A 22,636-nucleotide genomic window follows, 5' to 3' on the forward strand; every position below is an offset into this window, starting at 1 on the left:
TTCGTAAGCATTAACTCCAATCATTTAACTCATCTCATGCGTGTCGCGGCGCATAATGCGCTGCAGAGCCAGTGTCGTAATCAGCGAAAGTATCAGGATTAGTGCGCCAATTGCCGATGCATAGCCCATATGGAACTGTCTGAAGCCCATCTGATACAAATAGGAACCCATAACTTGAGTCGCATTATCCGGACCGCCTTCTGTCATAATCCAGACAATAACGAAAGAACCGTTCAATGTCGTCATGACCACCCACAGAATGGACACTTTGATCTGTTCCCACGTTAGCGGCATCGTAATCCGCGTGAATTGTTGCCATTGGGAAGCACCATCCAAGTTCGCCGCCTCGTATAACTCAGCGGGAATGTTCAGAATGGATGCGACCAGCAGAACCATAACAAATCCTACCCCTGCCCAGATCGCTGGCGGCAGCAAGGACCACATCGCATACGCTTCATCCCCGAGATAAGAAATCTCAACCTTATTCTCTGTAAATAAAGACAGGAATGAGTTCAGAAATCCGATACTCGGGTTATAAATATAATTCCACAGAACACCGATGACGACGACCGATAAGATATTCGGAATAAAGAATACTTGACGGAAAAATCCCGCACCCTTCAAGCGCAATCTTGTTACCGCTACCGCAAAAAAGGTCCCTAAGCCAACGATTCCAATCACCTTCCAGAAGACGAGAAAGTAATCGTTATAGATTGCATGTCCTATGATCGGGTCATTCAGCATTTCCTTATAATTATCAAATCCAATGAAATCTTTGGTCTCCGAACCACCAGACCAGTCAAAGAAACTGACATATAAGCCTTGAATAATCGGATAGATCATAAATAAACAGAAGAACAATAGTGTAGGTACTGTGAATACGAAGATAAACAGCTTACGCTTTGTTTTCCAATTCATCCCCTTACCTGCTGCGGGCTTTCCCACGGCTTGGCCAATCGATGGAGCTTGATTCACGGTTATCACCCCATAGGTCTACTCTTAGTTAATAAACGTCATGAGGGGACTGCCCTCATGACGTTTGATGGATATTACTTCTTACCGCGGGATTTCTCTGCTGCAGCTTCCATCCGGTTCATCCACTCTTCTGGAGTGATTTTGCCGTTTGCAAGAGCTTGTGTAGAATCTTGTTTCACTTTATCTACGTCAGCATTCAATTCGATGTAAGGAGCAACGATCGTGTCTGGGGAGTTATAGAAGCTGCTCGCTTGTTTGGACAAGCTGCTAACATCTTTGGATTGGCTCAAATCAGCTTTGATATTATCCAATGCACCTGTAAGCTCAGCCCAACGTACTGCATATTTCTCTGTTAAGATAAATTGCATGAACGCTTTTGCTGCTTCAGGATTTTTCGCTTTCTTCGCAACACCGATTGTCGATGTGTATGGAATCGCTACAAGTTTACCGCCAGCTGGTTGCGTAACCGATGGTATGAATCCGAACTCAAAACCTGGTGGTACGTCTTTTTTCATTTCGTTCTCTACCCATAGACCGTTCGGGATGAACGCATCTTTGTGTTGCAAGAACAAGGATTGAGAATCTGTATGGTTAATGGCTGCTGAAGCCGGGTCGATATATTTCGCATCAACCATTTGCTTCACTTGTTCTAATGCTTTCTTCACCGCATCCGATTTGAAGACGCCTGGATCAAGCGCTTGGATCTTATCGAAGATAGAAGTATCATAGTTGTTGTTCACCAGGATGGCTGTATCCACTAGACCACCGTTGATATAGTATGGATATTTACCCGTGTGAATGAACGGATACATTTTCTTGGATTCTTGAATTTGCTTGGATACAGCTAAGAACTCATCCCAGTTCTTCGGCTCATTCCAGCCATTTTTCTTAAATTCGGCTTTATCATAGAAAATGCCCCATGTTCCGAATACGAATGGAATTGGTGCAACTTTACCATCATATTTCACCGGCTGCATGATCAATAGATCCTTAATCAGCTTGCCGTCCTCATTCTTTGCCGATTCTAACCAATCGGTTAGGTCTAGCAACTGATCGTCTTTCACCATTTGTGTTGCGTTGGATCCAGCACCGTCAATATATACGAAGTCTGGCGGATTCCCTTGAATCCAGCGCGGCTTCATTTGATCGTTAATTTTCGGTCCAGCTGATTCTTTGATCTTCAGCTTCGGATACTTCTTCGCGAACTCGGCGATCGCTTCTTTCCAGAATGCATCACCATAGCCTCCGACGAAATACTGAAGTTCGAAGTCCCCTTCTAATTCAGGTCCAGCTGCCTCCGTCTTTGTCGGCTCCGTTGTTGTCGTCGTTGTTGGTTCTGTCTTGGTCTCCGTCTTGGTCTCAGGCGTTGTAGTCGGCTCCGTTTTGGTCTCTTCCTTCTTCGCGCCGCATCCTGCTGCTAGCATGAGTAATAGTGCCGTGATGAGAAGTAGCGTAATTGATTTGCCCCATTTCTTTTGCACTCGAAAACCCCTCTCTTTTGCTAGTAATTACAAAATAATACAATCAAACCGACACAAAAAAGGGCATACGTATAGAAGCATCTCTGACTTACCTGCTTCATAACGAATGCCCTTCATGAGGTAACATGTTATGGTTGTAAATATTTTGTTATAAAAAATATATATCTTATTTCATAATTTTGTCAATACATAAATTTCTAATTAAGTCATTCGTTGCATTGACAAGTTGAGATCTGCTTAATCTTCGATCGTGGATAGGTCGCCTGTCGGCAAGTTCAACTCCCAAGCTTTCAATACCCGACGCATAATTTTACCTGAGCGCGTCTTCGGCAATTTATCCTTAAATTCGATCTCACGCGGTGCTGCATGCGCCGAAAGACCTTCTTTGACAAATTTCGCGATATCCGCCTTCAGCTCTTCCGATGGTTCGAAGCCTTCACGAAGCGAGATGAACGCCTTAATCACCTCTCCACGCATTGGATCCGGCTTGCCGATAACCCCAGCCTCAGCGACCGCAGGATGCTCGACCAGCTTGCTCTCAACTTCGAACGGTCCCACACGTTCCCCTGACGTATTAATCACGTCGTCGACGCGGCCTTGGAACCAGAAGTATCCGTCCTCATCCATATAGGCCGAATCCCCTGAGACATACCAGCCCTCAAGACGGAAATACTCCGAATATTTCGCTGGGTTATTCCAGATCTGACGCATCATCGATGGCCATGGCGTCTTGATCGCCAAATTCCCCATACGATACGGAGGAAGCACATTCCCGCTATCATCAATAATCGCAGCGCCCACACCTGGAATTGGACGTCCCATCGAACCCGGCTTGATCGTCATCCCTGGATAGTTACAGATAAGCTGTCCACCGGTCTCGGTCATCCACCACGTATCATGAATCCGTTGGTTATACACTTTCATGCCCCAACGAACAACCTCGGGATTAAGCGGCTCACCAACCGAAAGGACATGACGCAAGCTTGATAAATCAAATTGCGAAATAATGTCATCGCCTGCCCCCATTAACATCCGGAACGCCGTCGGCGCACTGTACCAAACCGTAATTTTATATTTCTGAATCGTATTGTACCAATCCTGTGGACTGAAGCGGCCACCACGAATGACATTCGTCGCGCCATTCAACCATGGTGCAAAAATCCCGTAAGATGTTCCCGTTACCCAGCCTGGGTCAGCGGTACACCAATATATATCATCGGCTTGCAGATCAAGCACGACTTTACCTGTGAAATAGTGCTGCATCATCGCATTCTGAACATGGAATACACCCTTCGGTCTACCGGTAGAACCAGAAGTATAGTGAATAATCAGGCCGTCTTCACGTCCTAGCCATTCGATCTCTGCCTCTTCCGAAGCCTCTGCCATTTCAGCATAGAAATCAATTACGCCTTCCCCTGCTTGAACATCTGATCCTACCAGAATCACATGCTTCAGATCAGGTAACTGCTCTCTTGGAACGCGTCCCAGAAGTGCTGGCGTCGTCACAACAGCTACCGCGCCGCTATCTTCGAGACGATCTTTGACTGCCGTCTCCATAAAGGCTTCGAACAGCGGCCCCACCACAGCGCCAACTTTGAGCGAACCGAGCAAGCTGAAATACAGTTCAGGTGTACGCGGCATAAAGATAAACACGCGTTCCCCACGCTGAATGCCATGCTTGCGAAGCACATTCGCGAACAGATTCGATTTCGCTTTCATTTCTGCGAATGTATATTGCTCATCCCGCGTTGCATCGCTATAATAGAGAGCAACTTTGTCACCGAGACCTTGCTCGACATGACGATCAATTGCTTCATACGCCATATTCACTTGTCCTGTCGTGTACCAGGAGAAGTTCTTCTCGATCTCTTCCCACTTAAATTGACTGTACATGTCTTCATACTTGCCCATGTTCGATGTTGATGCTACAGCCTCGATAATTTCACCTTGCACGTTTCCCATTGTTTCATCCTCCCATAATATCTCAGTAAGAATAAATATAGTTTCTCTGCAATGTTAGCGACAGCGCTTACAAATCTCATAAAATATGAGATTCGCTACAAACGCTCTGATGACCAAAAGGCCGCTAACTTGCGAGATGAACGATGTTACAACGTATGCAGTTCGTGATGTCAAGAAGATAAATTTGTATAATTTATGGCAAATCTCATTATAGCATACCTCTGTTCATTCGCCTATTCCTTTTCAAAGATTCGTTTCCATGATATAAGTGAGAGGAGATGAGGAAAGGAGTTGAATCCGTGGAACATCGGAAGATCTATCATGCACATATCCAGCAGCATCAAGAGCTGGTGCTTATTATTGAAGGCCCAGTTCGCCCTGAAGTACTGCGAACGCTGGATATGCACCCGGATCTTGACGCCTTCCGAAGGCCGAAGGATCAACACGAAGCGCTGATCGAAATTGCGGATTTACCGGAAGGACGCATCATTATCGCACGGCATGAGAATACCATTGTGGGCTATGTCACGTTCCATTATGCTGATGAGATGGAGCGCTGGTCTCAGGGGAACATGCAGGATTTAGTCGAGCTTGGCGCCGTTGAAGTCGCGAATGATTACCGCTCTTACGGACTAGGCAAAAAGATGATTCAGACCGCATTTGAAGAAGATCAGATGGAAAATTATATTGTGTTCACAACCGAGTATTATTGGCACTGGGATCTGGAAGGCAGCAAACTCAGTGTATGGGATTACCGCAAAATGATGGAGAAGTTGATGGAATCTGTCGGAATGATCTGGTATGCGACTGACGATCCAGAAATCTGTTCCCATCCTGCCAACTGTCTCATGGTCCGTATCGGCAAAGACGTACCACTTCTCTCCGAGCAGCAGTTCGATCGTGTACGGTTTCAACAACGATTTATGTACTAATTCGCTAGTGGGCAAAGGTAGGAGGTACCACAATCGCATGTTAATCAATGCTATGTTCATCCATCATGAAGATGAATTAAAGTATCGTTTCAATGATGATCATCCGTTTAACCAGCAACGACTGGAACTCACCTACGACCTGCTGACCGAAATCAAAGCGCTCTCGCCGGAGCATATTATCGTACCGCGATCCGCAACGGAGGACGAGCTGCTCACGATTCATCAACCCGCATATCTTCATTCCGTCAAAGGATTAAGCAGTCCGAATCCCGAGCCGATGTGGCTTGCGCAAGCTAACCACTTCGGGTTCACAAGCGAAGATACACCCTTTTTCCCGCTAATGCATGAAGTAACCTCAACCATCGTCGGAGGATCGATTACAGCGGTTGACCACGTCATGTCCGGTAAAAGCAGGCATACACTGCATCTGGGGGGCGGTCTGCATCATGCTCTATCGAACCGCGGTTCAGGCTTCTGTGTCTATAATGATGCTTCGGTTGCCATTGCTTATCTGCGTGAACATTATAATGCGCGCGTCCTCTATATCGATACGGATGTACATCATGGGGACGGGGTGCAATGGTCGTTCTATACCGATCCGAATGTCTGTACATACTCAATTCATGAGACTGGCAAATATTTATTCCCTGGTACAGGCTTTGTTACGGAACGCGGCGAGTCCGATGGTTATGGAACGTGCTTCAATATTCCGCTGGAACCCTATACCGAAGATGAGTCGTGGCTCGATTGCTTCCGAGAGTCTATTTCGCGTGTAACCGCCATGTTCAAGCCTGACATCATTGTCAGCCAACATGGATGCGATGCGCATGCCTATGACCCCCTCTCGCATCAACACTGCAGCATGCGAATTTATCAGGAAATGCCTGCAATCATCCATCAATTGGCGCATCAATACTGCGACGGACGCTGGACGGCATTCGGTGGCGGTGGTTACGACATTTGGCGCGTTGTCCCACGGGCATGGAGTCTCTTATGGTTAGAAATGACCGACCATCCTCTCCTATCCCAATTACAGCAGGATTCTTTGATGACACTACCGGAGAGTTGGGTGACACGATGGCAGCAAAAAGCCCCGGTCCCGATTCCAACAACCTGGTTAGATGACCTAACCAAATGGGAACCGATGCCGAGGCGTTCGGAAATTTCAATTCAAAATCGTAAGACAAATGAGATCGCGCTGCAATATATCCCATAAATCGACATATGCACACTTATCCATCCTTACAGATGACTTAGAATATCATCAATGATCTGATACGAATGCTTCGCAGCTTGAATCGTAAATTCAGCGAAATTCACATGGGCTGAACCATCAGCCCGATCTGACATCGAGCGAATGACGACGAACGGAACGCGGTGCATATCACACACTTGAGCCACGGCGGCGCCTTCCATCTCCGTACAAGCGCCGTCCATGGTCTCATACAGCTCTTGCACAAGCTCTCGGCTTGCCACGAATTGATCCCCGGATAATACCGCCCCTAGACGATACCGCCCTTGGAACAACCGCTCACATGCCTCTCTTGCCTTCTCGATCAAATCAGGCGCAGCTTCGAATGTCGAACGCTCTTGATACGGAATAACGCCTCGCTCAAATCCAAGTGCTCGAACGTCCATATCATGCTGCTTGCATACGGTCGATACAACAATATCTCCGATATTCAGATCCGGATGCAGCGCACCCGCAACCCCTGTAAACAAAATACTATCCACACCAAAGGTATCAATTAAAATCTGCGTCGTTACTGCAGCATTGACTTTACCAACGCCGGACTTACAGAGAACGACCTCTTTCCCATGAAAGACACCTTCATAAAATGTAATGCCTGCACGTTCCGAACGCTTACTCTGCTGCAAGTCGCCCAGCAGCAATTCGATCTCTTCGTTCATCGCGCCAATCAGGCCGATTTTGTGATACGACATCATTATGTTCCCCGTTCTATATCGATTCTTATAGAGGTAGTTCAAAAAGTCATCTTTTGATCACGTAGTGTTTCAAGTTGTAGATTCGACATCGAATCTTGCGTTCACCCTCGAATTCCGGTACTCATTTAGGTTTTGCCTAAACTCCGTTCCTCTTTCTTCGGATTCACGCAACCTTCTCGGTGCTGAAAAGCCGACTTTTTGAACACGTATTTATTTGTTCACATGTGATACGGACAAGCGAAGAATCGTCTCATGCGGCAAAATAACGTTCGCATTATCGACATTCTCCTTCTTCATCAACTTCGTTAACAAACGCATCGCAACCGCACCAATATCATACATCGGCTGTGCAACCGTCGTTAACAAAGGACGAACCATCGAAGCCATCCGAATATTGTCAACGCTAATAACAGAGAAATCGTCAGGGACTTTAAGTCCTGAGTCTTGAATGCTATGTATAGCACCAATGGCCATTTCGTCTGTCGCAGCAAAAATCGCTGTCGGTTTGGTACGCAATCCAAGGAAATATTTCATCGCTTCAACACCGGACTCGTAACGATAGTTCCCGATGCGAACCAGATCCTCTTGATACGTAATTCCAGCATTCTCGAGCGCGCGCTTATACCCTTGGAACCGGGCAAATCCATTCGCTGGATCTTGCAACGTACCGCTAATCATGGCAATCTCACGATGTCCGTGACGAATCAATGTGTTCACAGCATCAAATGCTGCACCTTCATGATCAATATCAACGGATGGAATGACACCCTGCTCGTCCTTCGTTGCACAAAGAACGATCGGCACAGCCGCTGTCTGGAACGCTTGAATGTGCTCCTCTGTAATGGCTCCACCCATGAATAACAAGCCATCGACTTGTTTCTCTAGAAGCGTGTTAATAACGCGAATTTCCTTTTCCTTCTTCTTATCCGCATTACACAAAATAATATTATAGTGATACATGTTCGCGATATCTTCGATGCCGCGCGCAATCTCAGCAAAAATCGAATTCGAAATATCTGGAATGACTACGCCAACGGTTGTCGTCTTCTTGCTCGCAAGACCTCTTGCTACCGCGTTCGGACGATATCCTAAACGTTCAATTGCCTCATATACTTTCTTACGTGTCTGTGGTTTAACGTTTGGGTTATTATTCACAACCCGTGATACCGTTGCCATCGATACGCCTGCTTCTCTTGCTACATCATAAATAGTTACAGTCACGTTCCTTCTCTCCAAACATTAATATTTTTCGTTCATATCCTACATATTAATGTAATGATACGACATATTCATACTTTGCGCAACGTGACCACGCTTTTAATCATGAATTCATGTTCATTCGGTAAGGGTTTGCAGTAAATTTTTTGAGTTGTTTCAATCTTTTCTGAATATCTTCCATCCATTCTTCATCGTTCATCGTCTTTGCCAGCAAATACACATCGAGCAGCTGATTGACACGTTCTTCACGCATACGCTCAAACTCCGCGATATTGACGTACCTGCTTCCTTTCGAGAACATTTCGAAGAATACGTTTACAAGCTCATTAAATTCTTGAAATAATAACGTCTGCTTCCCAGTCGAAGTCTTGCCGTACTTGGCAATAAGATCCGTAAGATCTTTCTTCACATCTACATAGACTTCACTCTTGGCGCAACTCGAACACGTAAAGACGGGTACACTCTGAATCTCTGTCTGTTTTGCAAAAATGACCATTCTTAGTAACAAATTCATAACATGTCCACATTCACATTGCTTGTGCACATTGACCACCCCATTATAGTAAGTTATAAATTGCTTCGAATTGTTCGCAAAAAATAAAGACTATTATTCGACTATATTCGCAGATTCGTTCGGATTTGACTAGATGTAATTAATGACTTTTACGGAAATTAGATGGTTATTCTGGAAAAACGCCATGATATTTATCACACGCTTTGTTATACTGTTAAATACATATGCATGACAAATGGTTAAAAGACTCGTACTACAGCGTAATTAGGAGGTAAAGCATGCGGTTATCAGAAAAAAAAGTTATCGCACTCGTCGACGAAGAATTTGAGGATTTGGAGCTATGGTATCCGATCTATCGGGTTCGTGAAGAAGGGGCGATCGTTCATTTGGTTGGGCCTGAAAAAGGTAAAAAATATATTGGTAAATACGGCGTGCCTGCAGAAGCGGAATTTGCTTTTGACGAGGTGAATAGCGCCGATTATGACGGCATTCTCGTTCCTGGTGGATGGGCGCCGGACAAGCTGCGTCGTTATGAGAAAGTCATTTCTCTCGTTCGTGAGATGGATGCAGCTGGTAAACCGATCGGTCAAATCTGTCACGCGGGCTGGGTGCTAATCTCGGCCAAAATCCTGCAAGGACGCACCGTCACCTCTACTCCAGGGATTCGTGATGATATGGAGAACGCAGGCTCCACTTGGGTGGATGAAGCTGTTGTAGTAGACGGACATATCGTCTCTGCGCGTCGTCCGCCAGATTTGCCGCCATATGGTAAAGCTTTCTGTGATTTGCTCGCAGGAGAGTAAAACTCAAGCTCACAAAAAAGAGGCCATCGATTACTCGACAGCCTCTTTTCTCCTATTACAGGTGAACCTTATACACGCCTGCCTCATAAAGCTCCAGACGCAGCCTTACGATTTATTCCGCGTAAAATCATTTAGCAACTGCTCAATCTCACGATTCGTACGACACGAGAATAAGCGATCCTTTAATTCCACGCATTCCTTCTCGCACATTTCAAGCACACGACTCTTCAAGTGCAGAATCGAATGAGCCGACATGCTCAGATCGTGCACTCCTAGAGCTACCCATAGCGCTAATGCGCGTTCGTCTCCTGCCAATTCACCGCACACACTGACCGTGATCCCTTTGGCTTTCGCTGCATCGACGGTCATCTTCAGCATCCGCAGAATGGACGGATGGAACGGATTGTACATATGGGCAATCTTTTCATTCATCCGGTCGACTGCCAGCACATATTGCACTAGATCATTTGTCCCTATCGAGAAGAAATCCACCTCTTCTGCAAGGAGATCAGCGATCATGACTGCTGCAGGAACCTCCACCATAATGCCAATCTGAATATGCGAATTATACGGAATTCCTTCCTCATCCAGCTCACGCTTAGCTTCCTCCAGCACAGCATTCGCTTCACGAACCTCATCCAACGAAGAAATCATTGGATACATGATTTTCACATTCCCGAAATGACTCGCCCGCAGAATAGCACGTAGCTGGGTCTTGAATAATCCCTTCCGGTCTAGACAAATACGAATCGCTCGATAACCAAGGAATGGATTGTCCTCCTCCGGCAGCGCGAAATAATCTAAATGTTTATCTCCGCCAATATCTAGCGTCCGGATCACGACCGTATTCGGCGATACCTTCTCAGCCACCTCGCGGTACACATCGAATTGCTCTTCTTCTTCCGGAAAATGCTGCCGGTCCATATACAGGAACTCGGTTCGGAACAGCCCTACCCCCGAAGCTCCGTTCGACAGCGCTACGTTCAGTTCTTTCAGTGAGCTGATATTCGCAGCAAGACGCATTTCAATACCATCAAGCGTCACTGCCGGTACCGAAGCAAGCTGACGCAGCCTGTTCTTCTTCTCCATCTGCTCATCGCGAATCTGTGTATACCGCCGAAGGATTTCTTCATCCGGATTAACGTAGACCGTACCTTCACCGCCATCCACCACGAGCATATCACCTGTCTGAATCGGATCATCAAGCTTGCCTTCTAATCCGAGGACAAATGGAATCCCGAGTGCACGCGCCATAATCGCGGAATGGGATGTGCGTCCGCCTTGTAATGTCGCAATACCGAGCACGTAATTCTGATTCAAATTCGCGAGCTGTGAAGGCGACAATTCCTTCGCCACGAGCAGATACGGGTTTGTATCCGAGGGCAGCGTGATCTCAGGTGCGCCTAATAAATGCTTTAATAGACGATTACCAACATCCTTAATGTCTAGCGCACGTTCCTTCATATATTCGTCATCGAGTAAATCAAACATTTTGACAAAATGATCGATCGCTTCCTTTACCGCCACTTCCGCCGCCTTGTATTGACGTTCGATAATCGCTTGAATTTCACTCATAAACACGGGATCCTCAAGAATTGCGATATGCGCGTCAAATATAGACGACTGATCCGGTCCCACCACTTCTCGGAACTCATTTTTCAAAAACTCGATCTCATTCTTGGAGGTACGAACCCCTTCATACAGTCTCTCAAATTCTTTCGCTAAATCGATGGAATCTATCCGCTGATCAGGCAAATCCCATTCCCATGTCGGGAGTACAAAGGCTTTTCCAATTGCGATTCCTGATGAAGCGCCGATACCCTGTATCATTCTGCATTCCCTCCAACATTCCTATCATTTAATACAACCGACATCACAGATGCTTGACCCTTCTTCACGGCTTTATACGGTGCAAAACTCCAAGACTGTACAATCTCCGAGTTCGTAATCACCATGGGCGTTACAATCGATGTCGCATGCTGCTTCACATAATCCAAATCGAACTTCATCAACGGTTGACCGGCTTCCACCTGGTCCCCTTCTTTCACGAGCACCGTCATGCCATATCCATTCAAACTTGAAGTATCAATCCCAAGATGGATCAATACGTTCAACCCTTCTGATGTGACAATACCAATCGCGTGCTGCGTCGGGTAGATCGTCATAATCTCACCGGCAAGCGGCGCGACCATTTCACCCTTATCCGGAATAAAGGCAACCCCATTCCCTACAAGCTTCTTCGCAAAAATCTGATCCGGCACTTCATCCAGCGGGATCATCTTGCCTTGCATCGGCGCATGGAAGAGCACTTGATTCAGGTCTCTATTGACGACCTTCATTATCTCAGCTCGAATCACGTCCGAATAGGTGCCAAATACGACTTGTACGGCCCCACCGCCTAAGCGGATCATACCTGCAGAGCCTAGAAGTCTCAGCGCCCTTCGATCGATCAATCGATCATTCACAACCGATAACCTAAGCCGCGTCACGCAAGCTTCCATCCGTATAATATTGTCCTTGCCACCAAGCGCTTGGAGAATGAGCGGCGCACGATACGGCAGACTCCCTGCCCAGTCATCCACTTCAGAGCCCTCTTCACGGCCCGGTGTCGGAATCCGATACTTATAGATAGCGAAGCGGAACAGATTATAGTAGATTAAACCAAGCGCGATCCCGATCGGGATCAGAAGCCACTGATTTGTCCCTAAATGGCTATTAATAACAAAATCAATCGCTCCAGCTGAGAATGAAACCCCAAGATGTATATTCAAATAACTGCATATCCACATCGTTAATCCAGAGATGATCGCATGAACAACGAATAAATACGGTGCGACGAATAGAAATGCGAATTCAATCGGCTCCGTAATCCCTGTTAAGAAGCAGACAAAGGCAGACATCAAGAACATTTTCTGAACCTTCGGTTTGAGATCCTCACGTGCCTCTTGAATGATCGCAAATGCGATGGCTGGGATGGCGAACATCGTCAGCGGGTAGAGTCCCGTCATAAATTGACCCGCTGTCGGATCCCCGGCAAAGAAACGCGGCAAATCCCCATACACCATTTGACCGCCTGCTGTCTCGAAAGTGCCCACATGAAAGAAGAAAATATTATTCAAGATATGATGCAGGCCAACAACGACAAGTACACGCTGCAGTACACCAAATAAAAACACGCCAAAGCCGCCTAAGGACAACAGGAAATTGCCTAGCGCAATAACTCCTTGCTGCAAAGGTTCTGAGATGAGGACCATCACCGAGGCGAATACCAGCATCACAAAACTCATCACAAGCAGAACAAACCGCGGCCCCCCGAAAAATTGAATATACTCCGGGAGCTGAACGGTTTTGTATCGGTTCGTTATGTAGCCTGCAAGTATACCTATCAAAATACCAACGAGAATACTCGGCTGGGATTCTGTAGCACCAAAATACGATGTCACTTGCTGTTCGATGAAAATCCCGAGCAGTGCCGCTAGCGCCGCGGTACCATCGTTATTCCCGAGTCCAAGAGCGACACCCACTGCAAAAATATAAGGCAAATACATGAAAATTGTATTCCCAGCAACGTTCAGGACATGACCGATCGACCCAAGGCCGATCGGTTCCCAAGGCATGCTGCCGAGAAACAACATCAAGGCTGCAACAGGTAGCACAACGGTAGGAAGCATAATCGCTCGCCCGAACTGCTGCAACGCTCCGAGCCCATTCATGCGCTAACCTCCCTTCAAGCTACGGTCCCGATTCCGTTATTATTTGCCGCCGGGTAACAACACCGAGTCAGCGACTTTAATACAGACGTCCATAATGACCTTCAGGCCGCCCCCTGCAGCAATATTCGCTGCGCTAATATTGATAATCCCTTGTTGGAGCCAGAGCGTCTTTGCACCGATTGCTACAGCTTCTTCAGCAACTGGTTCACAGAATTCGCTCCTACGGAATACGTTTACGATATCCACCTGTTCCGGGATATCCTTCAAAGATGAATAACAGAGTTCACCTAAGATCTTCGTACCTGCCACGACAGGGTTCACCGGAATGATCCGGTAACCTCTGCGCTGCATGGCTTCAGCTACCATGTAGGAAGTTCGATCAGGCTTCTCTGATAATCCGACAACGGCTATGACATTCGAACTGCGGAGTATATCACGAATTTCTTCTTGAGACGGGTTCTGATACGCCATTATTCCAAGCACCTCCGGTAATTATTTTATTATAATATTTGTTCAAAAAATCGGCTTTTCAGCACCGAGAAGGTTGCGAGTATCCGAAGAAGGAGGAACGGAGTTTAGGCAAAACCTAAATGAGTACCGGACTTCGAGGATGAACGCAAGATTCGATGTCGAGTTTGCCTCATGAAATATTTCGTGATCAAAAGATAACTTTTTGAACTTCCTTTTATACCCACTCGATTTGTGCGCCGATGGACTGCATATGATCGAAGAAAATAGGATACGATTTCGCTACGTGATGCGCATCCTTGATCCGAAGCGGTGCCTTGGCACGCAATCCAACGACCGACAATGCCATAATGACGCGATGGTCATAATGCGCATTAATCTCAACGCCGCCTTCAACACCTTCAGGTCTGCCATGAACGATGATCTCTGCTTGGCGCTCTTCAACATTCGCCCCCGCTTTGCGAAGCTCATTCAAGTAATCGGTGATTCGATCACATTCCTTATAGCGCAGGTTCTCTACGTTATAGAACCTTGATGTACCTTCGGCGAATACGGCTGCTGCGACCATCGCAAGCACCGCATCTGTTGCGGCATCCCCGTCGAACTCAAGTGCTTTTAACTGCTGATTCCCCTGCACATGAACAATTCCGTTCTCATGCGTAAGCGGCACTTCCATCATGCGGAGGACATCCACAATCGCACGTTCGCCCTGTTTACTATTCTCTGCCAAACGATGAATTTTTACATTGGAATTCGTCACAGCTGCAGCAGCAAGTACGGCGGCAGATCCTGGATAATCCCCTTGTACGATATATTCCTTCGCTAAATATTGCTGACGGCCAGGCACTTTGTAATGCATCAAATCATCGCTCGCATGAATGACAATGCCAGCTTGTTCCAACACTTCTAAAGTCTGACCTACAACAACCTTTGATTTCAGATCATGCAAGACTTCGATTTCACTATCTTCTTCCAACATCGGTGTGAGGAATAACAATGCGCTTAGGAATTGCGAGCTAACATTTCCGGATACGGTAATTTTACCGCCTTTCGGATTTCCACCGCGAATCGTAATCGGAAGTTTGCCCTCTTGGTGATCGACTTCAACACCCATTTGCTGCAGCGAATCAATAAGATCATTATGCGGGCGTTTGCCGAGTGAATCCGGGTACGTATTGACAAATGTCACTTCTGGACATAATGCAGCAATAGCCATCAAGAAGCGCAATACTGCGCCAGCATTGCCAACATTCAGTTCACTCACATTCGCAGGACGATTACCAAAGCCAGTTATAACAATCTTGGTCTCATCCTCCTCAATGACAGCACCTAAATCACGAATACAACGACGCATCGCATCACTGTCTTCACTATGAGCTGGGAAATGAATTGTACTCGTCCCGTTCGCAAGAGCTGCAACGAGCAAATAACGCGTCGTATAGTTTTTGGAAGATAGGGCTTGAATCTCTCCTTCAAGCCTCGAAGTTGGTGTTACAATCACATCCACCTTGATTCACTCCTTCAATAATGTATGTTAAAATAAGGTTCAGATTTCATGAAAAGTAATGGGGGACTACCTAATGAACATTGTACAAATTCAACCCGAGGAAGTAAAAACAAGACTTGAACGCGGTGAATCATTAAATCTGATAGATGTGCGTGAGCCCGAAGAGGTCGCTCAAGGCATGATTGCTGGTGCAGTGCACATCCCACTCGGGCAAATACCTGATCGCATCGATGAAATTAAGCAGACGGGAGAAATTATTATGATCTGCCGCAGTGGATACCGAAGCGAGAGAGCCTGCGAGTATCTCACTGAACTTGGCCTTGAAGGGCTCAAGAATATGGAAGGCGGCATGCTTGCTTGGAGCCAGCTCTAAGCTTCGAATACCTTATCGATGATGGGCGAGAATGATCCCCACGATCGTATCCACAGACAAATCTGTTGTATCTATCGTCAAATCTGCAAATCGATACGCATCCTTGCGCTGTTCTAACAGCGTATGTACACGTTCTTCCACACTTCCTTGCAATAACGGTCGATTCGGATCCTGCGATACGCGAGCAATAATGCTGTCTGCATCGGCCGTTAGCGCAATGACTTGTCCACCGGCAAGCATCGCAGCCCGATTCTCTTCACGTAGTATGGAGCCGCCACCTGTCGATACAACAAGACCGTCGCTATGCAATATTTCCTGAATCGCCTCTTGTTCCAATTGACGAAAGATATCCTCACCACGTGAAGCAAATAATTCAGGTATTGAACTTCCTGCCTTCGATTCGATATATGAATCCGTATCAACGAACTTATAGTTCATCATATCAGCTAGCATTTTCCCTACCGATGACTTCCCAGTACCCATAAAGCCGATCAGAATAAGATTGCGTTTTTTGTCATTTTCCAACAGTTTTTCACCTCTAACGCCTAATCTTCTGTGAGCGAAACTTCCCATATCATACCACACTTACGGAAAGATTACATTTGAAACCCAGAAAAGAATGTATAATAACCTTACAAAATGGTGCTTTGTCTTCGAGGTAATTCAGGTACTTCACGGGGACCCCCGGAAATTATTAAATTCTAAACGTATAAAAAAGGGTTTTTAATCGTAAAGATGTTAATAGCCTTTTTTTTCCTAATTTTGAGATAGGAGTGAGCCTTCCCATGCAGTTGGAGACATCGAACAAACACAAAGTAACGCAACGACTAGATCGAATCTTTGATCCTAATCACTCATTATGCAAGGATGACATTATTTATGTGCTGGAGTTCATTAAAAAAAGGGTGGCTGATAAAGATCCACGATTATTGGATCTATCACAACCACGCCTTTTAGAGAATTTCCAATATTTCGCTGAAGCTGCCACGCTGCTCATTCATCGCCGCACAGGGCATGATCAGGAAATCAACCGACTCCGCCAGCTCTTAATGGAAGCCGTACACGGACTGTATCCTCAAGATCAGGAGAGCCGGTCCGAGATTAATCCATCCAGTTGAAGTGGAAAGTACCTTCCATATCAACACGTTTGAACGTGTGCGCACCGAAGTAGTCGCGTTGTGCTTGCAACAGGTTCGCTGGAAGTCTTTCTGTACGATAACTGTCGTAGTATGCTAGTGCGCTGGACATGCCTGGTACCGGAACGCCGTTTGCTACAGCTGCCGATACGACTTGTCTCCATGCATCCTGGTAGTTCTCAACGATATCCTTGAAGTAAGAATCAAGAAGCAAGTTCGGAAGATTTGCATCGCGATCGTACGCATCTTTGATGTTCTGTAGGAAACGGGAACGAATAATGCATCCGCCGCGGAAGATCATCGCGATGTTACCGTATTTCAAATCCCAGCCGTATTCATCAGAAGCCGCACGCATTTGAGCGAAGCCTTGTGCATACGATACGATTTTACTTGTGAACAATGCTTTGCGAACAGATTCGATAAACGCAGCGCGATCGCCGTCGAATGCCGATACTTTCGGACCGTTAAGCACTTTGGAAGCTTGAACGCGTTCTTCTTTCATTGCAGACAAGAAACGGGAGAATACGGATTCCGTAATCATGGAGAGCGGAACGCCGAGATCAAGCGCGCTTTGGCTTGTCCATTTCCCTGTACCTTTTTGGCCTGCAGAGTCAAGAATCACATCTACCATAGGCTTTTTCGTTTCTGGATCATATTTGGAGAAGATATCTGCCGTAATCTCGATCAGATAGCTATCAAGTTCACCTTTGTTCCACTCTGTAAAGATTTCATGCAATTCTTCAGCGCTAACGTGAAGAACGTTCTTGAGAAGATCATATGCTTCACAGATCAATTGCATATCACCATATTCGATGCCGTTGTGCACCATTTTCACATAGTGTCCAGCACCGTCTGGTCCGATATACGTACAGCAAGGGTCGCCATTTACTTTCGCGGAGATCGCTGTAAGAATTGGCTCTACCAATTGATAAGCACTTTCTTGTCCGCCTGGCATAATCGAAGGACCTTTCAACGCGCCTTCCTCACCACCGGATACGCCTGTACCAATGAATCGGAAACCTTTATCTTCCAACTCTTTGCTGCGACGAACGGTGTCAGGGAAGTAAGCATTTCCTCCATCAATGATGATGTCCCCTTGATCCAAATGTGGAAGAAGTTGTTCGATCGTAGCATCGGTAGCTTTACCTGCTTGTACCATGATCAGAATCTTACGAGGAGTTTCTAGCGATTGTACAAACTCTTCAACGGAATAGGTACCGAATAAGTTCTTGCCTTGCGCCTCTTGTACAAGATCGTCTGTTTTCTCTCTCGAACGATTGTACACGGAGACCGTGAATCCTCTGCTCTCAATGTTTAGCGCGAGGTTTTTCCCCATAACCGCCAAACCAATTACCCCGATTTGCTGTTTCGACATTTGGTTTTCCACCCTTTACCTTTTGTATATGTAGATTTTCTCAATATACCTATTTTACTCTTTTTATATGCAGAAGTGAACCCCTAACTCCATCCTCACACCAAAAACACCCCAACAGCCGTGAGGTGTCTGGATAGCATACAACCCCTACTAGCATTCAAGTTGCAGCATTTCACTGCGCAGGACAAGCAATTTTTCTTTGCACTGCTGTACACATTCATCATCTTCCCGCTCCAACGCTTCATACAAATTTGATAGCTCATAATCAAGCTCCATACGCAATACGCCGATTCGTTCTTCCGCGCGTGTCGATTGGAATGCACGAATCATTTCCTCTGTGGTGACGAGCGGCCGCTTCTGGAAAATAATCCGGTGATCCACACCCGATACTTCGACGAGCAGAATTAACTCCCCAAACAAAATACTCTCGATCAAAATTTGTCGATCCTTAAACCGCTTCACAACCGCATGCCCACGAGTGTCTCCGATCAGGCGCTCCATAAACTCTGACAGCTTCTCATCTTTAATCGTGTAGTTGCCTACAATTTTGTAGCGATTCTGAATCCGCTGGAACCGTAGTTTGACCAATTTACGACCTGTACGCACGGAAATGATAAATAATGATTCATTCTCACTCCAATATAAGGAGTAGCCTTCATGAATCAAATCGCGAATCAAATTCTGGATTGTTCTTCGATCGAACCGCAGCTCCAAGTTGCAATATTCCACTTCGTAGCTCTTGTTCATGGCAATTCCTCCCTTCATGTGATTGAATCCTCCAGCAAGCCTAGTCTCCATTAGAAAATGTTGACAACTTATGGTTTTACAATATCTTATACGTTATTTTATGTTTCGGTAACTTGGTTTATTGACTATTTTCAAGCCTGATTCTTCATAAAACGAAGAAAAAGCCCCCAAAGGGACTTTCTCGTCTGATAACTATAATGCTCTCTGGGCCGGTCTAAGAATCGAAGCTCCGATCGATAGCAGCAGAACCGCGAACAGCAGCAGAATCCCTAGATTCGAGGCTACAGCCATGAGATGCTCCCCATCAGCAAGCTTCATAGCCGCGTCAATCGCCCATTTTTGAGGAACGAAATTAGCAATCTTCTGCATAAAATCCGGCATAATCGCGATCGGCCAGAAGCAGCCCCCAAGCATGCATGTAGGTGTTACTAGAATATTGTTCACTTGCCCCAAACTCTTCGTATCTCGAACTGTACCAGCTATCGCACTAGCCATTCCTATCGCTGCGAGCAAGAAACATTCGAGCACAAGGAATAGCGCCAATAAAGGAATGCCATTGTAATCATACCCGATCACATAACGCGTGAAGAGCAAGGTGACACTAATCTGAATCGTACCGATCGCCGCATTCCCAAGGAAATTCCCTAATGTTATCTCCCAAGCGCGAACCGGAGCACTATATACCCGCTGCATCGTTCGATTTACCCGGTCTTCCATAATAATATGGATGCCGCCGCTGCTCATCATTAAGAGGAACATGAGCATGATCCCGATAATCGTATTAAAGTAAGGATTCAAATTATAGTGCCCTGGATCTATGTTCGTCTTAATCGCAGGCTGTTCTTGCTGTGTTAGCAGGCGCTCGAGCAACGCTTGATGATCTTGCGCTATCGCAGCATCTGCTGCTCTTGTCTGAACGATAGCCTGCTGCACGCGAGAGATCTCAGCATCGCTATATTGGCGAAGCATGACGGTTGACTTGGTCTGCGTAAGTTCGAATAGCTCTACGTCAGGCAGCTTGCCATCCCATAAGACTGCTGAGAAATCCCGTGGAATCACGAGAGCCCCACTCGCTTGATGCGCAACGATCTGACGCTTCACCTCTTCCATGCTGTCAACCGGTTCGACCGTGAAGCCCTGTTTGCCTTGCAATCCAGTCACCACATGCTTCCCGAGCTGACCTTGATCCGCATTGTAGTAGATAACTCGGATATTCTCAGCACCCATGGATGCGGTAATTCCAATAATGGCAGAGATGACAGCAACGGGTATGATAATCCGACTGAGTAGTGCTTTTCGACTGCCGAGCATACGACGAATGAAGAATCCAGCAATAATTAGGCTATTATTCATAAATGCTCCCTACCCTTCTTGCGAATCGTATTGCCAGAAGAAGCAGCACACCGGCGATGCCCATCAATACGAATAATAAATGCCACGCCGTATTCACATCCACACCCATCATGAATCGAAAAACACTCCCATTTGCCCAATAATTCAAGGTGAACTTCCCGACACTCTCGAGCTCTCCACCAACGAATACAATCATGCCGCCGCTTAGAAAGGTCATTATGAATACAATGGTTGAATATATCGACTCCACTGCTTTACTGCTCTTCAGAATACCCGCTAGAACCGCAGCTAGACTAATCGATGCAATAACTGTGAAGAATACGGTCAGACCAACCCCTAAGAGGTTCTCTCCCCAATCCACGCCATATACGAGCCCCGTGAACCCAATAATAAGAGCACCTTGAATGATTGACTGGATCGTTGCGCCGAGCAATTTGCCCAAGATCACATGAGAGACAGCTACTGGCGCGGCAATCATCCGTTGGAGCGTCTTGTTCTCTCGTTCCCGCAGCAAGCTAATCGCTGATGACATCCCCCCGAACAACAAGAACATAATGAGCATTGTGCAAGAATAATACTGGAAGGAGCTCGCTTCGTAGAGATTATCCTGCAGCTTGCCGATCTTCACCGCATTTATCGACTCCGCCTTCTGGCTAGAACTATTGATCGGTGTTCCGTTCACGCCAAGGACTATGGCTGCAGCTTGCGTTTGCGTCGTCTGATCTGTAAAAGCTTGCAGCATCATTCGTACCATATCATTCTTGCTCGTGGTCGGTCCTGCGACGTACGTCCAATCTGCTGTATGACCACCCATGATCTCTGTGGAGAATGTAGCTGGAATGATAAGACCGCCATCCACTTCACGTGCCTGGATACGATTCTTCAATTCCATCTCAGAATCCACATTCGTTACGCTTAGGATCTCTTGCGTTTTCGTTGATTGGAAGAATTGCTGTAAGATCGACTTCATCATGCCTGTATCTTGGTTATATACCGCAAGTTTCACTTGCTCAGGCGTGTATTCATTCGCAGAGAATTGACTCGACAGCGCCGATCCTAATACGAAGATCAATAACAGTGGTAAGACGAACAAGATAAGAAGAACGCTTCGCATCCTTGAAATTTGAAGCAATTCCAGTTTCATGACATGTAGTATGTTACGCATATGATCCTCCCCCCCTAATCACGCAAGGTACGTCCTGTTAATGATAAGAACAGCGTCTCCAAATTCGGTTCTTCACGCTTGAAAGATATCGGCTTAATCTGATGACTCGACAGAATGAATAGAATATCTTGAAATACCGTATCCGTTGGCTTCAGCAGCATCTCCAGTTCATTCCCGAGAACCTCAACACTCAGAATGTGCGGGTGTCGGCGAAGCTCAACGAGAACGGAATCCCGCAATGTATCCACGGTAATGAACATTTTCTCATCACGCCCAAGTTGTTCGAGCAGTTCTTCCTTCGTACCGCATGCAATCAGTTGGCCGTGGTCCATAATCCCAACCCGGGTACTGATCGCTTCAACCTCTTCCATATAATGACTCGTGTAAATAATCGTTGATCCCATGGCATTGAGCTTCCGAATCGACTCCATGATGTGATTGCGAGACTGTGGATCAATCCCTACAGTTGGTTCATCCATAATGATAAGCTCTGGATGATGCATGATGGCACAAGCGATATTCAATCTGCGCTTCATCCCGCCCGAGTAGGCCCCCGGCTTATCTCCCGCACGGTCTTTCAGCCCGACGAAATCGAGTGCTTCGTCTACCCGCTCACGCAACAGCTTGCCGCTAAGACCGTACAATCGGCCAAAGAATGTCACGTTCTCGCGTGCCGTTAAGGTCTCATAAATCGCTAAGTCTTGCGGCACAAGTCCGATCTTCTTTTTGATATCTATCGTATGCTTGTGGACTGATCGTCCATCGATAAGAATTTCACCTTGATCATAAGGCAAGAGGCCAGTCAGCATATGGATCGTCGTACTCTTGCCCGCACCGTTCGGTCCTAATAAGCCGAATACTTCACCCTTCTCGATTTTGAGGCTTAAATGGTTCACCGTCACCTTTGTATCATAACGTTTCAACACTTGCTTCAATTCAACAAAACTCATCACCTTATATCCCCTTC

The 22,636-nt window shown here is 46.3% G+C and carries 21 protein-coding genes; 5 read left to right on the top strand and 16 right to left on the bottom strand.

All coding sequences use genetic code 11. From position 1 onward, the window contains the following. Positions 1-24 precede the first annotated feature (24 nt). The 3 genes from C558_RS0112310 to acsA all read right to left on the bottom strand — a co-directional run bounded on the left by C558_RS0112310 (position 25) and on the right by acsA (position 4,418). A complete protein-coding gene (locus tag C558_RS0112310; protein ID WP_026263881.1) occupies positions 25-918 on the bottom strand; it encodes a carbohydrate ABC transporter permease in 894 nt (297 codons plus the stop codon). Between the two features lie 131 nt (positions 919-1,049). After that, positions 1,050-2,456 carry an extracellular solute-binding protein gene (locus tag C558_RS0112315; RefSeq protein ID WP_018756582.1) on the bottom strand — a complete coding sequence of 469 codons (1,407 nt, stop codon included), beginning with the start codon at positions 2,454-2,456 and terminating at the stop codon, positions 1,050-1,052. A gap of 237 nt (positions 2,457-2,693) precedes the next feature. Continuing rightward, positions 2,694-4,418, bottom strand: a complete 1,725-nt coding sequence (gene acsA, locus C558_RS0112320) for an acetate--CoA ligase (RefSeq protein ID WP_018756583.1) — start codon at positions 4,416-4,418, stop codon at positions 2,694-2,696. Positions 4,419-4,717: 299 nt separating this feature from the next. Between acsA and C558_RS0112325 the strand changes: the two genes are divergently transcribed. Both C558_RS0112325 and C558_RS0112330 read left to right on the top strand, forming a co-directional pair. Continuing rightward, positions 4,718-5,350 (top strand): GNAT family N-acetyltransferase, encoded by a 633-nt coding sequence (locus C558_RS0112325; protein WP_018756584.1) that lies wholly within the window; start codon positions 4,718-4,720, stop codon positions 5,348-5,350. Between the two features lie 37 nt (positions 5,351-5,387). Further along, a complete protein-coding gene (locus C558_RS0112330) occupies positions 5,388-6,566 on the top strand; it encodes an acetoin utilization protein AcuC (RefSeq protein ID WP_018756585.1) in 1,179 nt (392 codons plus the stop codon). A gap of 26 nt (positions 6,567-6,592) precedes the next feature. Here the strand turns inward: C558_RS0112330 and C558_RS0112335 are convergent, their stop codons facing one another. The 3 genes from C558_RS0112335 to C558_RS0112345 all read right to left on the bottom strand — a co-directional run bounded on the left by C558_RS0112335 (position 6,593) and on the right by C558_RS0112345 (position 9,029). Continuing rightward, positions 6,593-7,294: a 5'-methylthioadenosine/adenosylhomocysteine nucleosidase gene (locus tag C558_RS0112335; RefSeq protein WP_018756586.1), complete on the bottom strand. Its 702-nt coding sequence runs from the start codon at positions 7,292-7,294 to the stop codon at positions 6,593-6,595. 213 nt (positions 7,295-7,507) lie between these two features. Further along, positions 7,508-8,518, bottom strand: coding sequence for a catabolite control protein A (gene ccpA / locus C558_RS0112340; protein WP_018756587.1), 1,011 nt, complete (start codon positions 8,516-8,518; stop codon positions 7,508-7,510). A 100-nt stretch (positions 8,519-8,618) separates the two neighbouring features. Next, positions 8,619-9,029: a hypothetical protein gene (locus tag C558_RS0112345; RefSeq protein ID WP_018756588.1), complete on the bottom strand. Its 411-nt coding sequence runs from the start codon at positions 9,027-9,029 to the stop codon at positions 8,619-8,621. Between the two features lie 278 nt (positions 9,030-9,307). Between C558_RS0112345 and C558_RS0112350 the strand changes: the two genes are divergently transcribed. Further along, positions 9,308-9,832 (top strand): type 1 glutamine amidotransferase domain-containing protein, encoded by a 525-nt coding sequence (locus tag C558_RS0112350; RefSeq protein WP_018756589.1) that lies wholly within the window; start codon positions 9,308-9,310, stop codon positions 9,830-9,832. Between the two features lie 105 nt (positions 9,833-9,937). On the opposite strand, the gene ptsP is transcribed toward C558_RS0112350, so the two are convergent. The 4 genes from ptsP to aroA all read right to left on the bottom strand — a co-directional run bounded on the left by ptsP (position 9,938) and on the right by aroA (position 15,520). Beyond that, on the bottom strand, positions 9,938-11,662 hold the full coding sequence (gene ptsP, locus C558_RS0112355; RefSeq protein WP_018756590.1) for a phosphoenolpyruvate--protein phosphotransferase: 1,725 nt from the start codon (positions 11,660-11,662) through the stop codon (positions 9,938-9,940). After that, a complete protein-coding gene (locus tag C558_RS0112360; RefSeq protein WP_018756591.1) occupies positions 11,659-13,545 on the bottom strand; it encodes a glucose PTS transporter subunit IIA in 1,887 nt (628 codons plus the stop codon). The genes ptsP and C558_RS0112360 overlap by 4 nt, the downstream gene beginning before the upstream one ends. Positions 13,546-13,584: 39 nt before the next feature. After that, positions 13,585-14,016, bottom strand: coding sequence for a CoA-binding protein (locus C558_RS0112365; protein ID WP_018756592.1), 432 nt, complete (start codon positions 14,014-14,016; stop codon positions 13,585-13,587). 214 nt (positions 14,017-14,230) lie between these two features. After that, positions 14,231-15,520: a 3-phosphoshikimate 1-carboxyvinyltransferase gene (gene aroA, locus C558_RS0112370; RefSeq protein ID WP_018756593.1), complete on the bottom strand. Its 1,290-nt coding sequence runs from the start codon at positions 15,518-15,520 to the stop codon at positions 14,231-14,233. Between the two features lie 73 nt (positions 15,521-15,593). Here aroA and C558_RS0112375 point away from each other — a divergent pair, with 73 nt between their 5' ends. Continuing rightward, entirely contained in the window at positions 15,594-15,893 is a 300-nt protein-coding gene (locus tag C558_RS0112375; protein WP_018756594.1) for a rhodanese-like domain-containing protein, read from the top strand. A 12-nt stretch (positions 15,894-15,905) separates the two neighbouring features. Here the strand turns inward: C558_RS0112375 and C558_RS0112380 are convergent, their stop codons facing one another. Beyond that, positions 15,906-16,418, bottom strand: coding sequence for a shikimate kinase (locus C558_RS0112380; protein WP_018756595.1), 513 nt, complete (start codon positions 16,416-16,418; stop codon positions 15,906-15,908). 260 nt (positions 16,419-16,678) lie between these two features. On the opposite strand from C558_RS0112380, the gene C558_RS0112385 reads away from it, so the two are divergent. After that, positions 16,679-17,011 carry a hypothetical protein gene (locus C558_RS0112385; RefSeq protein WP_018756596.1) on the top strand — a complete coding sequence of 111 codons (333 nt, stop codon included), beginning with the start codon at positions 16,679-16,681 and terminating at the stop codon, positions 17,009-17,011. On the opposite strand, the gene gndA is transcribed toward C558_RS0112385, so the two are convergent. The 5 genes from gndA to C558_RS0112410 form a co-directional block, all read right to left on the bottom strand. Continuing rightward, entirely contained in the window at positions 16,995-18,404 is a 1,410-nt protein-coding gene (gndA, locus tag C558_RS0112390; protein ID WP_018756597.1) for an NADP-dependent phosphogluconate dehydrogenase, read from the bottom strand. The genes C558_RS0112385 and gndA overlap by 17 nt on opposite strands. A 150-nt stretch (positions 18,405-18,554) precedes the next feature. Beyond that, positions 18,555-19,151: a hypothetical protein gene (locus C558_RS0112395; RefSeq protein ID WP_026263883.1), complete on the bottom strand. Its 597-nt coding sequence runs from the start codon at positions 19,149-19,151 to the stop codon at positions 18,555-18,557. 192 nt (positions 19,152-19,343) lie between these two features. Beyond that, entirely contained in the window at positions 19,344-20,504 is a 1,161-nt protein-coding gene (locus C558_RS0112400; RefSeq protein ID WP_018756599.1) for an ABC transporter permease, read from the bottom strand. Further along, positions 20,497-21,669: an ABC transporter permease gene (locus C558_RS0112405; protein ID WP_018756600.1), complete on the bottom strand. Its 1,173-nt coding sequence runs from the start codon at positions 21,667-21,669 to the stop codon at positions 20,497-20,499. Before C558_RS0112405 ends, C558_RS0112400 begins: the two co-directional genes overlap by 8 nt. A 14-nt stretch (positions 21,670-21,683) precedes the next feature. Further along, complete coding sequence (locus C558_RS0112410; protein WP_018756601.1) at positions 21,684-22,619, bottom strand: ABC transporter ATP-binding protein; 936 nt, start codon at positions 22,617-22,619, stop codon at positions 21,684-21,686. Positions 22,620-22,636: the final 17 nt, after the last annotated feature.

The organism is Paenibacillus terrigena DSM 21567, assembly GCF_000374845.1.
Classification (GTDB): domain Bacteria; phylum Bacillota; class Bacilli; order Paenibacillales; family Paenibacillaceae; genus Paenibacillus_K; species Paenibacillus_K terrigena.

Excerpts from the sequence above, each read along its gene's own strand:
- ptsP (WP_018756590.1), bottom strand. The coding sequence starts at position 11,662 with ATGATACAGGGTATCGGCGCTTCATCAGGAATCGCAATTGGAAAAGCC.
- C558_RS0112375 (WP_018756594.1), top strand. The coding sequence starts at position 15,594 with ATGAACATTGTACAAATTCAACCCGAGGAAGTAAAAACAAGACTTGAA.
- C558_RS0112400 (WP_018756599.1), bottom strand. The coding sequence starts at position 20,504 with ATGAATAATAGCCTAATTATTGCTGGATTCTTCATTCGTCGTATGCTC.
- C558_RS0112330 (WP_018756585.1), top strand. The coding sequence starts at position 5,388 with ATGTTAATCAATGCTATGTTCATCCATCATGAAGATGAATTAAAGTAT.
- acsA (WP_018756583.1), bottom strand. The coding sequence starts at position 4,418 with ATGGGAAACGTGCAAGGTGAAATTATCGAGGCTGTAGCATCAACATCG.
- C558_RS0112310 (WP_026263881.1), bottom strand. The coding sequence starts at position 918 with ATGAATTGGAAAACAAAGCGTAAGCTGTTTATCTTCGTATTCACAGTA.
- C558_RS0112405 (WP_018756600.1), bottom strand. The coding sequence starts at position 21,669 with ATGCGTAACATACTACATGTCATGAAACTGGAATTGCTTCAAATTTCA.
- C558_RS0112410 (WP_018756601.1), bottom strand. The coding sequence starts at position 22,619 with ATGAGTTTTGTTGAATTGAAGCAAGTGTTGAAACGTTATGATACAAAG.
- C558_RS0112360 (WP_018756591.1), bottom strand. The coding sequence starts at position 13,545 with ATGAATGGGCTCGGAGCGTTGCAGCAGTTCGGGCGAGCGATTATGCTT.
- C558_RS0112350 (WP_018756589.1), top strand. The coding sequence starts at position 9,308 with ATGCGGTTATCAGAAAAAAAAGTTATCGCACTCGTCGACGAAGAATTT.
- C558_RS0112395 (WP_026263883.1), bottom strand. The coding sequence starts at position 19,151 with ATGAACAAGAGCTACGAAGTGGAATATTGCAACTTGGAGCTGCGGTTC.
- C558_RS0112365 (WP_018756592.1), bottom strand. The coding sequence starts at position 14,016 with ATGGCGTATCAGAACCCGTCTCAAGAAGAAATTCGTGATATACTCCGC.
- C558_RS0112385 (WP_018756596.1), top strand. The coding sequence starts at position 16,679 with ATGCAGTTGGAGACATCGAACAAACACAAAGTAACGCAACGACTAGAT.
- C558_RS0112335 (WP_018756586.1), bottom strand. The coding sequence starts at position 7,294 with ATGTCGTATCACAAAATCGGCCTGATTGGCGCGATGAACGAAGAGATC.
- C558_RS0112345 (WP_018756588.1), bottom strand. The coding sequence starts at position 9,029 with ATGAATTTGTTACTAAGAATGGTCATTTTTGCAAAACAGACAGAGATT.
- gndA (WP_018756597.1), bottom strand. The coding sequence starts at position 18,404 with ATGTCGAAACAGCAAATCGGGGTAATTGGTTTGGCGGTTATGGGGAAA.